At 29.1% G+C, this 12,042-nt stretch carries 14 protein-coding genes, 3 tRNA genes, 5 pseudogenes and 1 other annotated feature; of the genes and pseudogenes, 20 read left to right on the top strand and 2 right to left on the bottom strand.

Going from position 1 to position 12,042, the window contains the following annotated elements; translation table 11 throughout:
• Positions 1 to 68: 68 nt before the first annotated feature.
• Positions 69 to 215 (bottom strand): hypothetical protein, encoded by a 147-nt coding sequence (locus PL321_RS07855; protein WP_273964127.1) that lies wholly within the window; start codon positions 213 to 215, stop codon positions 69 to 71.
• Positions 216 to 632: 417 nt separating this feature from the next.
• On the opposite strand from PL321_RS07855, the gene PL321_RS21195 reads away from it, so the two are divergent.
• The 16 genes and pseudogenes from PL321_RS21195 (at position 633) to PL321_RS07775 (ending at position 10,455) form a co-directional block, all read left to right on the top strand.
• On the top strand, positions 633 to 788 hold the full coding sequence (locus PL321_RS21195) for a polysaccharide deacetylase family protein (RefSeq protein WP_443110761.1): 156 nt from the start codon (positions 633 to 635) through the stop codon (positions 786 to 788).
• Positions 719 to 964 (top strand): polysaccharide deacetylase family protein, encoded by a 246-nt coding sequence (locus tag PL321_RS07850; protein ID WP_273964126.1) that lies wholly within the window; start codon positions 719 to 721, stop codon positions 962 to 964. Before PL321_RS21195 ends, PL321_RS07850 begins: the two co-directional genes overlap by 70 nt.
• A 264-nt stretch (positions 965 to 1,228) precedes the next feature.
• Positions 1,229 to 1,426, top strand: a binding site (T-box leader).
• Positions 1,427 to 1,492: 66 nt separating this feature from the next.
• Positions 1,493 to 2,774 (top strand): annotated as a pseudogene (serS, locus tag PL321_RS07845) (serine--tRNA ligase).
• Positions 2,775 to 2,963: 189 nt separating this feature from the next.
• A tRNA-Ser gene (locus tag PL321_RS07840) sits at positions 2,964 to 3,055 on the top strand.
• A 25-nt stretch (positions 3,056 to 3,080) separates the two neighbouring features.
• Positions 3,081 to 3,171, top strand: a tRNA-OTHER gene (locus PL321_RS07835).
• Positions 3,172 to 3,214: 43 nt separating this feature from the next.
• A tRNA-Arg gene (locus PL321_RS07830) sits at positions 3,215 to 3,290 on the top strand.
• Between the two features lie 147 nt (positions 3,291 to 3,437).
• Positions 3,438 to 3,797, top strand: coding sequence for a hypothetical protein (locus PL321_RS07825; protein WP_273964125.1), 360 nt, complete (start codon positions 3,438 to 3,440; stop codon positions 3,795 to 3,797).
• Positions 3,794 to 4,246 (top strand): hypothetical protein, encoded by a 453-nt coding sequence (locus PL321_RS07820; protein ID WP_273964124.1) that lies wholly within the window; start codon positions 3,794 to 3,796, stop codon positions 4,244 to 4,246. Before PL321_RS07825 ends, PL321_RS07820 begins: the two co-directional genes overlap by 4 nt.
• A 211-nt stretch (positions 4,247 to 4,457) precedes the next feature.
• Positions 4,458 to 4,661, top strand: coding sequence for a hypothetical protein (locus PL321_RS07815; protein WP_273964123.1), 204 nt, complete (start codon positions 4,458 to 4,460; stop codon positions 4,659 to 4,661).
• Positions 4,662 to 5,215: 554 nt separating this feature from the next.
• The gene (locus PL321_RS07810; protein ID WP_273964122.1) at positions 5,216 to 5,980 is read left to right on the top strand and encodes a MerR family transcriptional regulator; all 765 of its coding nucleotides are present in this window, start codon (positions 5,216 to 5,218) and stop codon (positions 5,978 to 5,980) included.
• 207 nt (positions 5,981 to 6,187) lie between these two features.
• Positions 6,188 to 6,283: pseudogene (locus tag PL321_RS07805) on the top strand (IS200/IS605 family transposase); the annotation flags it as partial.
• A 60-nt stretch (positions 6,284 to 6,343) separates the two neighbouring features.
• Positions 6,344 to 7,410: pseudogene (gene tnpB, locus PL321_RS07800) on the top strand (IS200/IS605 family element RNA-guided endonuclease TnpB).
• Between the two features lie 390 nt (positions 7,411 to 7,800).
• Positions 7,801 to 8,417 (top strand): annotated as a pseudogene (locus tag PL321_RS07795) (IS607 family transposase).
• Positions 8,401 to 9,582, top strand: a pseudogene (locus PL321_RS07790) (RNA-guided endonuclease InsQ/TnpB family protein). Before PL321_RS07795 ends, PL321_RS07790 begins: the two co-directional pseudogenes overlap by 17 nt.
• A gap of 474 nt (positions 9,583 to 10,056) precedes the next feature.
• On the top strand, positions 10,057 to 10,200 hold the full coding sequence (locus PL321_RS07780; protein WP_273964121.1) for a hypothetical protein: 144 nt from the start codon (positions 10,057 to 10,059) through the stop codon (positions 10,198 to 10,200).
• A 24-nt stretch (positions 10,201 to 10,224) separates the two neighbouring features.
• Positions 10,225 to 10,455 carry a hypothetical protein gene (locus tag PL321_RS07775; protein ID WP_273964120.1) on the top strand — a complete coding sequence of 77 codons (231 nt, stop codon included), beginning with the start codon at positions 10,225 to 10,227 and terminating at the stop codon, positions 10,453 to 10,455.
• Positions 10,456 to 10,500: 45 nt separating this feature from the next.
• Here PL321_RS07775 and PL321_RS07770 read toward each other — a convergent pair whose 3' ends face one another.
• Entirely contained in the window at positions 10,501 to 10,824 is a 324-nt protein-coding gene (locus PL321_RS07770; RefSeq protein ID WP_273964119.1) for a hypothetical protein, read from the bottom strand.
• Positions 10,825 to 11,002: 178 nt separating this feature from the next.
• Here PL321_RS07770 and PL321_RS07765 point away from each other — a divergent pair, with 178 nt between their 5' ends.
• From PL321_RS07765 to PL321_RS07750, 4 genes are all read left to right on the top strand, one after another.
• Positions 11,003 to 11,200 carry a YgjP-like metallopeptidase domain-containing protein gene (locus PL321_RS07765; protein WP_273964118.1) on the top strand — a complete coding sequence of 66 codons (198 nt, stop codon included), beginning with the start codon at positions 11,003 to 11,005 and terminating at the stop codon, positions 11,198 to 11,200.
• A complete protein-coding gene (locus PL321_RS07760) occupies positions 11,182 to 11,505 on the top strand; it encodes a YgjP-like metallopeptidase domain-containing protein (protein ID WP_273964117.1) in 324 nt (107 codons plus the stop codon). The genes PL321_RS07765 and PL321_RS07760 overlap by 19 nt, the downstream gene beginning before the upstream one ends.
• A complete protein-coding gene (locus tag PL321_RS07755; RefSeq protein WP_337961125.1) occupies positions 11,484 to 11,741 on the top strand; it encodes a M48 family metallopeptidase in 258 nt (85 codons plus the stop codon). Before PL321_RS07760 ends, PL321_RS07755 begins: the two co-directional genes overlap by 22 nt.
• A 62-nt stretch (positions 11,742 to 11,803) precedes the next feature.
• Positions 11,804 to 11,959: a DNA cytosine methyltransferase gene (locus PL321_RS07750; protein ID WP_273964116.1), complete on the top strand. Its 156-nt coding sequence runs from the start codon at positions 11,804 to 11,806 to the stop codon at positions 11,957 to 11,959.
• Positions 11,960 to 12,042 lie beyond the last annotated feature (83 nt).

The following is a 12,042-nucleotide window of genomic DNA, read 5'->3' as shown; positions in this document are numbered from 1 at the left end:
ATATGAACCCATGCCAGTGCATGGGTCATATTATATAATATCATTTGTTTCGATATTAGCTATTTTATCTAATGCTTTGATTTTTTTATAAGCTGGGATTTGTTTATAAGACCGTTTTCAATAAGAAGTTCAATTAAACCAACAACCATTAGAGTATTTTTATAATCTACTTCCTTTAAATCTGCTATTTGACTTAAAATATCTATTTCACTCATCTTAACCCCTCCCCATTATAATTATTACCAAGTTTATTGTTTTTAAACAGGGGGATTAAAATGAAATTAGATATGTTTATGTGTATTATTTTCCTTGTTTTAATGGCATCTATGGGGTTTGTATGTTTTCATATATTAAAGCTAATTATATTTATATATTTATTATTGTTAGGGGCTAGGGGATTGAGATATAAGTTAAATATCAGAATTAGAAAGAGTAAAGTTTTTGTGCAGTTTTTGCTTTTATGTTTTTTATGACCTTCTTAACAGGGTTTTCCTATAAAAACCCTAAAAACCTATACCAGTTTTAACGTATCATAGGGTTAACGATGAGGTGTATGATAAAAGAGTTCCAACAGTTTCAGTGAGTCAATTTGAAAAACAGATGAGACATCTAAAAAGAGAGGGTATCAGACAATAACAGAAAAAGAGCTATATGATTACTATAGCGGCAGTAAAGTTAAATTACCTAAAAAACCAATTTTAATAACCTTTGATGATGGATGGAGAGACAATTACGAAAACGCCTATCCAATATTAAAAAGATATGGATTTACTGCAACAATCTTTTAGCAACGGGTAAAATTGGTGAAGATGATTATTTAACCTGGGATATGGTAAAGGAAATGTATTTAAATGGTATATACTTTGGCGGACACACAAGAAATCACATAAACCTATCTAAGGTAGATTTAAGTTTAGCAGAGAAGGAAATAAGATGGAGCTTTGAAGATATAGAAAAAATTTAGGAATTGAGCCACTCTCCTTTTGTTATCCATATGGAGGAGGAGATTTAAATAGAAATATTCAAAACTTAGTTAGAAAAGCAGGATATAAAACTGCCTTTGCAAGTTATAATTACGGTATAAATATGGGAAATATAAATATAATGGCGGTAAGAAGAATACTAATGCCAAGGTTCAATAAACTTCATAAATTTCAAATGTTTATTTTATTATGGTAACAATAAATTGATGTTGTAATTTTTGAAATTGTGTTATAATATATACTAAATTAAACTGATGAGGGAAATAGTAGATAAGTTTAAAGTTTAAGAGAGCTGACGGTTGGTGCAAGTCAGTACTTTACCTTATTGAATCCATCCCTGAGGGTTTGCGATGAGCAAAACGGTAACCTCCGTTAAAGGTATCAAGGTGGGCTTTAAGCCAATTAGGGTGGCAACGCGGAAGGTATGACCTTTCGTCCCTTTATAGGGATGAAGGGTCTTTTGTTTTGTAAAAAATTAAGAGAATGAATATAGAAAAGGAGGTTTTTAAATGTTAGATTTAAAAAGAATAAGGGCAGAACACGAAGCTATAAAAGAAGCAATGAAGATTAGGGGTGAGGCCTTTGATCTTGAGATGATTGACAAAGTTGTTGAGCTTGATGAAAAGAGAAGAAGCATATTAGCAGAAGTAGAAGTTTTAAAGAACAAGAGAAACACAGATTCACAAGAAATAGCAAAGCTTAAGAAGGCTGGACAAAATGCAGATGAATTATTAAAGGAAATGAAGGAACTATCAGAAAAGATTAAAGAATATGATGCGGAACTATCAAAGGTAGAAGAAGAAATAAATTATCTACTTCTAAGAATTCCAAATGTTCCACACAAGGATGTTCCAAAGGGAGAAACAGATGTAGATAACGTTGAAATTAGAAAGTGGGGAGATGTAAGACAATTTGATTTTGAACCAAAGGCTCACTGGGATTTAGGAACAGAACTTGATATATTAGATTTTGAAAGAGCAGGAAAGGTAACAGGTGCAAGATTTACCTTCTACAAGGGGCTTGGTGCAAGACTTGAAAGAGCAGTAATAAACTTCTTTTAGATACACATATAGATAAACACGGATACACAGAAATATTCCCACCATTTATGGTAAATAGAAAGAGTATGACAGGAACAGGACAGCTCCCAAAATTTGAAGAGGATGCGTTTAAGGTTGCAAACGATGATTATTTCTTAATTCCAACTGCAGAAGTTCCAGTGACTAATATGTATATGGATGAAATATTAGATGGAAGTAAACTTCCAATAAAGCACGTTGCATATTCAGCTTGTTTCCGTTCAGAAGCTGGTTCAGCAGGACGTGATACAAGAGGATTAATAAGACAACACCAATTTAACAAAGTAGAACTTGTTAAGTTTGCAGATCCAGATAATTCATATGAAGAATTGGAAAAACTAACAAGGGATGCTGAAGAAGTTCTGCAATTACTTGGTTTACCATATAGAGTTGTATTGATATGTTCAGGTGACTTAGGATTTACTGCAGCAAAGAAATATGATATTGAAGTTTGGATGCCAAGCTACGGAAGATATGTTGAAATATCAAGCTGTTCAAATTTTGAAGACTTCAAGCAAGACGTGCAAATATTAGATTTAAGAAGGACGCAAAGGATAAACCAAGATTTGTTCATACTTTAAATGGATCAGGTGTTGCAGTAGGAAGAACCGTTGCGGCTATACTTGAAAACTATCAACAACCAGATGGTTCAGTTATAATTCCAGAAGTATTAAGACCATATATGGGTGGAATAGAAAGAATAACAAAGTAATTATAAAAATAGGAGTAGCATCTAAAAAGGCTACTCCTATACATTTATACTATATATTTATCATTGATAAAAAGATAAAGTGGTTATATAATAAATATTGTTGATGGGCGATGAAGCTTAACAGAAAAAATAAATAAAAAGATGTTGACAACAAAGTAAGTCGCTGATATAATAATAAATGTCCGATACGGAGAGGTGGTCGAGCTGGTTTAAGGCACCGGTCTTGAAAACCGGCGTAGGGGTGACTCTACCGTGGGTCTCGAATCCCACCCTCTCCGCCATATAAGATTATCAAGTAGGCAACATGGAGAAGTACTCAAGTTGGCCGAAGAGGCGCCCTGCTAAGGGCGTAGGTCGGGAAACCGGCGCGAGGGTTCAAATCCCTCCTTCTCCGCCACAAAAGCCGCACAGGGTGCGGCTTTTATCCTTCAAAAGAATATGCGTCCGTAGCTCAGTTGGATAGAGTAGCTGGCTACGAACCAGTTGGTCGGGGTTCGAGTCCCTCCGGGCGCACCAAAACAACTCACCATAATATGTGGTGAGTTGTTTGTTAATTAAGTAAAAAGTTACATTATCAATAATTGATGATATAGTATTTTTAGTAAAATATTTATTATAGTAAGCACATTGAATATAAAATATAATAGTTAAGGGTGAGTATTAGTGTATAGAATAAGCATAAATAAAGCTTTAATTACTGCAATTATTATACTATTATTTAGTAAAATGTATGCATTATTTTTTATTACACTATTATTGCTAATACAATTAAAAAATAGAAATAGTGAAATTTATTATTTTGTTGATTTGAGTTTATTAAAAATAAAGTTTAAAAATTTTTATAATGATATAGTATATTATTTAAATAAAAATAAAGACATATCAATACTATATATTAACAAGTATAAAGAGAATATAAAGTATGAGTTAAACAAGTCTTTAAGTAATGTGTATAATAAATTTTTAACTAAATTAGAAAACATTATAAGTAAGTCAATAGAAGAATATTTAATTAAAAAATGAAAGAATATACTGAAAAACAGGAAAAAGATATAGAAGATATAATAAGTGAAAGTATATCAAAAAGTATGGAAGATATTATGTATGTTTTTGTTCAATATATGGATAATGCGAATAAAGATATTAAAATTACTATCGAAAAAATATTGAATACTTACTTAAATGAACAAAAACTACAACATAAAGTTGATTTAAGTGAAATTATAAAGCAATATGATGAATATTATACTAAGACTGTTAAAGATTTTATTGAAATGCAAAATAAAATAATATTAAGTAGTATTGAAAAAACAATAAAAAATAGTATAAAAAATACTAATGATGTAGATTATGATCGAGTTGAGTATTTGATTAATATGTATGTTAAGGAAAATATAGAGATGCTAAAATGTAAACAAAAAGAAGAGTTTGATAGAAATATTAAATCTATAATAGATGAAATAAAAAAATAGAGGATAACTTCAAATGTATTGGAAAAGATATGAGAGAAACCATAGAAGATAAGTTTAAAATATTAGAAGAAAATATTAAAGAAGAATATTTGAACAGTACGCAAAAAGTGTAGATGAAATTATTAAAAGGGTTAATATAGAAAATATAAAATCTAGGAGTAATAATTCAAAACAGTTAAAAAATAGAGAAATAAAAGAGCAATTTTTGTGGATGATTGAGCATTCAAAAGAAGAAATTCTTATAATAAGTCCTTGGCTTAACGAATATGTAATAAATACTTATAAGGTGTATTTTGAGAAAGCATTAAAGAGAAATGTTAGAATTGAAATAATTTATGGAATAAAAGGATATGATAGTAAGAGCAATGATGGAGAAAAAGAAGTGAAAGGTCATCAGAAATTGCAAATCTTTTAAAAGTGGAGTTTGCTAAGTATGGGGATTTGTTTAAGATTAGAGAAGGAAATACACATGAGAAAATCGTTATTTGTGACGGATATATGTATATGATAGGTAGTTTTAATTTTCTATCTTTTTCTGGTGATTATAAAAAGATACAAGGGAAGAATTAGTGTTATATGGTGAAAGTAGATTAGTGTGTGATGAAATTAAAATGCGAAGTTTTAATATAAATAGTGTTTTTTAGTTATAAAGTTAAAATTATTGTTAATAACTAATTTACAATTTATAAGCTATCTTTTGATTTTATATACGTATTTATAATTATAGGTAAGACATTTAGGTTCTTTGTTAATAGTTGGGACAGGTATTCCTTTTAAATACCTGTCCCAAATCTATATAGGTAATTCTTTGTTGTAATTATTAATACATAAAAAATAGTTTTATCTTCAAATAAGGGATATGAAACAAAGGTGCAATCTAAAGTATTAGGATGTGATTTAGCGTACTTTTTAATTCCCTATTGATTCTAACGTAACGTAATAGTTTATGATGAAGATGGAGGTGATGATTTGTATAAAATTAAAGAAGTTGCCGATATGGTTGGCATTAGTGTTCGAACACTCCATCACTACGATGAAATAGGACTTTTAAAACCTGACTCTACAACTGAAGCTGGGTATAGGCTGTATTCAGAAAAAGATTTAGAAAAGCTGCAGCAGATTTTGTTTTTTAAAGAATTAGATTTTGATTTAAAGACCATAAAGGAAATATTAAGCAATCCAAATTTTGATAAAAGAAGAGCTTTAGAACTTCATAAACAACTACTAATAAAGAAAAGGGATAGGCTAAATAAAATAATAGAATGTGTAGAGGATACAATTGAATCGATTGAAAGGGGAATTAAAATGAGTAAAGATAATATGTTTGAGGCATTTGATATGAGTGAAATAGAAAAGTATAAGCAAAAGTATGCTGAGGAGACAAAGCAAAAATATGGGCATACTGATGCTTATAAAGAATCAATGGCAAAAACATCAAAATATACAAATAAAGATTGGGAGAATATTATACAAAGGCAATCAGAAATATATAGAGAGATTGCAGAATTGATGGATAGAACACCAGATGATGAAGACGTTCAAAGAGCAGTTGAAAAATGGAGACAGCATATTACAGATAATTTTTACTATTGTACAATAGATATATTTAGAGGACTTGGAGAATTGTATGTTATAGATGATAGATTTAAAAACAATATTAATAAAATACAAGAAGGTCTTGCAGAGTTTTTAAGTGAGGCTATAAGAGTTTATTGTGATAGGGCAGAGGAGTAAATATAAAAAACAACAGGCAATTAAACCTGTTGTTTTTTATAATAAGTTTCAACTTTATGGTAGTTTATAAATCAATTAAATTTCTTTTACTTTAACCTAATCAGCAACAGAAGTCACCTACTTCTATAAGTGGGTGATGAATGTCAGTTGACAAATTCATCGTTCAGATACAAAATAAGCATTAGAAAAATGAGGTTATATAGATACATAGATTTAGATAATAATGATCATTCAGTATTCTTGCTATATTATCATCTTGTTTTAGTAAAGAGATATAGAAGAAAGCTTATAAATGATAATATTGTGAAGGCCAATTGAAGTTATTAAAAAATATATAGAAAAGCAAGGTGAATAGGTGTGACTTTGCTAAAAGCCTATAAATATAGAATATACCCAACAAAAGAACAAAAGGAATATTTATCAAAAGTATTTGGTTGTGTAAGGTTCATATACAACAAAATGCTTAATGATAAGATAGAGCATTACAAACGAACAGGAAAAATGCTAAAAACAACGCCTGCACAATATAAACAAGAATATCCTTTTCTAAAAGAAGTAGATAGCCTTGCTCTTGCTAATGCACAGCTTAATTTAGAGAAGGCATACAAGAGCTTTTTATAGATAACAGCATAGGCTTTCCTAAATTCAAGAAGAAAAAGGATATCAATCCTATACAACAAATAATCAAAATGGGACAGTTGATATTATAGATGGTTACTTAAAAAATACCAAAATTAAAAACAAAGATAAAAATAAAACAACATAGGCAATTTGAAGGAATTATTAAATCAGTAACAATATCTAAAACACCAACAGAAAAGTATTATGCTTCGATATTAGTAGAAACAGAGATAAAGGAATTACCAAAAGTAGATAAAAAATTGGAATAGATTTAGGGTTAAAGGAATTTGCAATATTATCAGATGGAGCAAAAATAGAAAATCCTAAATGGCTAAAAAGAAGTGAAAAAGAATAAAGAAACTACAAAGAGATTTATCAAGGAAACAAAAGGGCAGTAAAAATTATGATAAAAACAGGCAAAAACTTGCTAAATTACACGAAAAAATAACTAATCAAAGAAGAGATTTTCTTCATAAATTGTCCTCTAAAATTATAAACGAAAACCAAGTTATAGTTTTAGAGGATTTGAAGGTAAAGAATATGCAACAAAATAGATGTTTATCAAAATCAATAAGTGAAGTATCCTGGGCAGAATTTAGAAGAATATTAGAATATAAAGCAAAGTGGTATGGAAGAGAAATAATAATAGCACCACAAAACTATGCATCAAGTCAAATATGTTCAGAGTGTGGATATAAAAACCCTGATGTAAAAATTTAGCATTAAGAGAATGGAAATGTCCTAATTGTGGTGCTAAACACGATAGAGATGTAAATGCAGCAAAGAACTTACTAAAATTAGCCATATAAATGGTAAAATTGGGGATGGAACAGCCCTTTGAGCGTGGGTAAACTGGCAACAGAAGTTGCCTTGACCACGAAGCCACCACCTCTATAGGTGGGGGTAGTTCACGTGGTATAGGAACACAAATAATATCCCCAGGGAAGATTATATTCTCATCAGGAATATGGGGATTATTCCAAATAAGAAGATTGATAGGTATTCCTATATTTTGAGCTATTTTGTTAATAGAATCCCCTGCCTTTATAGTATATTTTTATATGCAATAGGACAACTATCGGGTACTCGAGGTACTCCAGGAGGCGAACAATAGCTAAAATAATTTTATAAGAAATTAGAAAACTCTATATACAATTTATAAAAAGTATAATGTAATTGTATATAGAGAGGTGATAATAATGAAATATTATAGTATAGGTGAGTTTGCTAAATTAATAGGCAAAACGGAACAAACTTTAAGAAATTGGGACAGAAATAACAGATTAAAACCTGCTTATATTGCACCATCTGGATTTAGATATTATTCAGAAGAACAACTTAATCACTTTCTTGGCATAGATAAAAACCCATAAATAAAGAAGTAATAGGATATTGTAGAGTTTCAAGTCAAAAACAAAAAGATGACTTAGAAACACAAATAACATACGTTAAAGAATATATGATAGCAAAAGGTTATCAGTTTGAAATAATAACTGATATTGGAAGTGGAATTAATTATAACAAACAAGGATTAAATAAGCTTATATATATGGTTACAAATGGCGAAGTAGAAAAAATAGTAGTGCTATATAAAGATAGACTTATTAGATTTGGATTTGAATTAATAGAAAATATTTGTAATAAATATGGCACTAATATTGAAATAATTGATAACACAGAAAAAACTGAAGAGCAGGAACTTGTAGAGGATTTAGTCCAAATAATAACAGTATTTAGTTGCAAATTACAAGGCAAGAGAGCGAATAAAGCCAAGAAAATGATTAAGGAGCTGGTAGAAGATGATAAAGACCTATAAAGTAATGCTTCTGCCTAACAATAAACAACGAACAAAGTTATTCGAGTGTGCAGGGGTTGCAAGATGGGCATATAACTTTGCTTTAGCTACACAGCAGGAAAATTACAAAAACGGTGGCCAATTTCTAAGTGATGGAGAACTAAGAAAAAGGCTAACCGAGTTAAAGAAACAAGAAAAATATGCTTGGCTTAATAACTACTCAAACAATATAACAAAACAAGCCATAAAAGATGCTTGTCAAGCTTATAAAAACTTCTTTGAGGGAAGAAAAAAGTTTCCTAAGTTTAAATCAAAAAGAGAAGTAGACCAAGTTTTTACGTTGATACTGCAAAAATTAAAATAACAGATACTCACGTTAAATTAGAGAAACTAACTACTTCTAAAAGAGTAATAAGCAAAAACTTAACCATATTAAACTTGCTGAAAAAGGCAGGATACCAACAGGAAACGATGTTAAATATTCTAATCCAAGAGTGACATTTGATGGATTAAATTGGTGGTTAAGTGTGGGAGTAGAAGAAGTTGAAGTTAAAAATCAAAATTATACCGAAGGTATAGGTATAGATTTAGGAGTAAAAGATTTAGCAATAGTAAGCAGTGGACAGAAGTTTAAAAATATAAACAAATCAAGCAAAGTTAGGAAATTAGAAAAAGACTTAAAAGATTACAACGTAAGTTGTCTAAAAAATATGAGTTAAACAAAATTGAAACAGAAGGAGGTGAATACTGTTACAGAAAAACTAACAATATAAAGAAGTTGGAATTCCTTGTTTTAAAGACACATAGAAGGCTTAAAAATATAAGACACAATTATATTCATCAAATAACTACATCTTTGGCGAAAACCAAGCCAGAGTATGTGGTAATGGAAAACTTAAATACTTGTGGAATGTTAAAGAATAGGAAGCTATCTAAAGCAATATAAGAGGCGACATTTCACGAATTTAAAAGGCAGATGGGATATAAGTGTACTTGGAATGGAATAAAGTTTATAGTTGCAGATAGATTTTATCCTTCGTCTAAAATTTGTAGCAGATGTGGTGATATAAAAGATAAACTTTCTCTATCAGAAAGAACTTTTATATGTGATGAGTGCGGTTATGAAATAGACAGGGATTTAAACGCAAGTATAAACCTAAAGAATTATGGTAAAGGAGTAGCATAGCACTTAAAGCAGTTATTGATGTGTACCCATACGTTAGTGGGGAATTTAAGCCTTCGGAGTGTCAAACAAACAGGAGTAGGAATATCCGAAACTGGACACGATGAACAAGGAAGGAAACATAAACTTTTATAAGGTTTGATTTAAACTTTATAGAGTTTTATAAGTTTTCTGTAACGGTTGTTTAGGTACGCATAGTACATCTCCAGGGAAAATCTTATCAGGATCTTTGATGTGTGGATTTTCTACGATTAAAAAACCAACAGTTACATTAAATCTTTTAGCTATTTTTTAAAAGTATCTCCTTTTACAAAAACATATCTTTGAAAAACCTACAATGAATAACAAATAGCTTAATTCAAAAAATATTGTACTGCTAAATGAATCCATTTTAAATTACATAAGCTAAATTTTACATTGAATTGTTTTTGATAATAAATCATATATTTATAGTGGTATAGAAAGAGGGGTAGTGTTATGGATAGAGAAGAATTAATAATGGAACTTGAACAGTATTATGAAGCGGCTGGGTTTAGTGATGTGTATAATAAAAAGCTAAAGCATTTGACAGATGAAGAACTTAAAGCACTTTATGATGAAGTTTTTGTAAAGAAGATTTAGATTTGTAATTTTTAAAGTAGGGGGATGGTTATTATAAGAAAAATTGATTTTAGTAGATTAAAAAGCGACCTATTAGATATTGTTGGTCCATCAGGAATATGGCCACTTATATCAGCAGTAGATACTGCAAGCGAGAGCGAGTTAATTGAATATGCAGAGGAATTTGGATTAGATATTAGAAAATATGTACTTGAAGATGAAATGGAAAACGAAAATGATGAAGAATATGAGGATGAAAATGATTTTTGGCTTTAAAATATTACCCAACCTTTATTTAGGTTGGGTAATATTTTAATAAATTTATTGATTATTTATTATTACTTTTTCAATATATTCATATGCTTCTTTAAGACCTGCATTAGTAGTTTTTCTATATTTCTTTATGGCATCATATTTTTTATTTTGTAAAATTAATTCTTTTAATTCAGAATTTAAAATTTGTAATTCTTCTTCAGTTAAAGGTTTAATATTTTTATGTTTATGAAACTTGATTAATGATATTAAATATAATATAAGTGAAACTAACCATATAAAACCTATTAAATATTTTTGATTTATTAAAAAGACAATTGTATTAAATAAGGATAAAATAATCATAAACACGATTAACTTAAAGTTATTCACAAAAATACCTCCGTTTAAAATAGTATAATTACTTATAAAATTATATCAAATTTACAAATTAATGTAAATATAATTTTAGTTTTATAATTGTATTAATAGATTCTTAAAAATAGTATCTACGAGAGATTATAAAGAAAAAATTAAAGTTGTATAACATTTCATATGAATACAATCAGTTATGAAAGGGATAGATTATGAAAGAATTAAATTACAATGGACAAAAATAGATTATATACTAATAAAGAAAAGGAAAAAGACAATTACTATTAAAATAACACGTAAGGGAGATGTTGTTGTAACAGCTCCTATATATTTAGAAGATAGATATATAGAAGAATTTATAAAAACCAAGGCTAAATGGATTTTAAAAAACTAAAGGAAGTAGAAAAAATTAAAGATGAGATAGCAAAGATAGACTATAAAAATGGTGGTGAAATAGAATATATAGGTAACAAACTTATTCTACACATTTCTGAGGATAATGTGGATAAAATACACATTAATTTAGAAGAGAACAGACTAATTGTTAAACTACCAAGACACAAAGGAGAGTTAATTACTAAAGAGAATTTAAAAACAGAAATATCGAGCTTTTTAAAAGGACAAGCTAAAGTAATACTTAAAGAAAGAGTTGAAGTACTAAGTAAAAATATAATCTTATCCCCAACCGAGTTGTTGTAAAGGAACAAAAGACTATATGGGGAAGTTGTTCAAGTAAAGGAAACATAAATTTAAATTGGCGTCTTGTAATGATGCCTCTTGATGTAATAGATTATGTTATTGTACACGAACTTTGTCACCTAAAACACCCTAATCATTCAAAAGGATTTTGGAATTTGGTAAGGGAGTTTATGCCTGATTTTGAGGGAAAAAGAAGGTGGCTTAAGGAGAATGGAGCAAGACTTTTTAGTTATTAATTTATATGATATAATTATCAGGCATAAACTTTATAAAAATTAAATTATACAGGTGATAAACGATGAAATTTATGGATTTTTGTGCTGGTATAGGAGGAGGAAGATTAGGACTTGAGGTTTTAGGGTGGAAATGTTTGGGATATGCAGAAATAGATAAATCTCCAGAAACCACATATAAATTGTTTTTGGCAATAATGAAAAAAACTATGGAGATATAATGGAGATAAATCCAAGGGATCTGCCAGATTTTGATTTAAAATAGGTCCAATTTAATTGTTTAATTTAAAATATAAAATAAAAA

This window comes from Caloramator sp. mosi_1 (assembly GCF_028622835.1).
Classification (GTDB): domain Bacteria; phylum Bacillota; class Clostridia; order Clostridiales; family Caloramatoraceae; genus Thermobrachium.
Note: the sequence above shows the minus strand (reverse complement) of the source record. Positions and strands in the feature narration are given on the sequence as shown.

What these genes read in the sequence shown, in the direction of transcription:
- PL321_RS07855 (WP_273964127.1), bottom strand. Translation starts at nt 215, where the DNA reads ATGAGTGAAATAGATATTTTAAGTCAAATAGCAGATTTAAAGGAAGTA.
- PL321_RS07850 (WP_273964126.1), top strand. Translation starts at nt 719, where the DNA reads ATGGAGAGACAATTACGAAAACGCCTATCCAATATTAAAAAGATATGG.
- PL321_RS07820 (WP_273964124.1), top strand. Translation starts at nt 3,794, where the DNA reads ATGAAAGAATATACTGAAAAACAGGAAAAAGATATAGAAGATATAATA.
- PL321_RS07815 (WP_273964123.1), top strand. Translation starts at nt 4,458, where the DNA reads ATGATTGAGCATTCAAAAGAAGAAATTCTTATAATAAGTCCTTGGCTT.
- PL321_RS07780 (WP_273964121.1), top strand. Translation starts at nt 10,057, where the DNA reads ATGGATAGAGAAGAATTAATAATGGAACTTGAACAGTATTATGAAGCG.
- PL321_RS07775 (WP_273964120.1), top strand. Translation starts at nt 10,225, where the DNA reads ATGGTTATTATAAGAAAAATTGATTTTAGTAGATTAAAAAGCGACCTA.
- PL321_RS07765 (WP_273964118.1), top strand. Translation starts at nt 11,003, where the DNA reads ATGAAAGGGATAGATTATGAAAGAATTAAATTACAATGGACAAAAATA.
- PL321_RS07760 (WP_273964117.1), top strand. Translation starts at nt 11,182, where the DNA reads ATGGATTTTAAAAAACTAAAGGAAGTAGAAAAAATTAAAGATGAGATA.
- PL321_RS07750 (WP_273964116.1), top strand. Translation starts at nt 11,804, where the DNA reads ATGAAATTTATGGATTTTTGTGCTGGTATAGGAGGAGGAAGATTAGGA.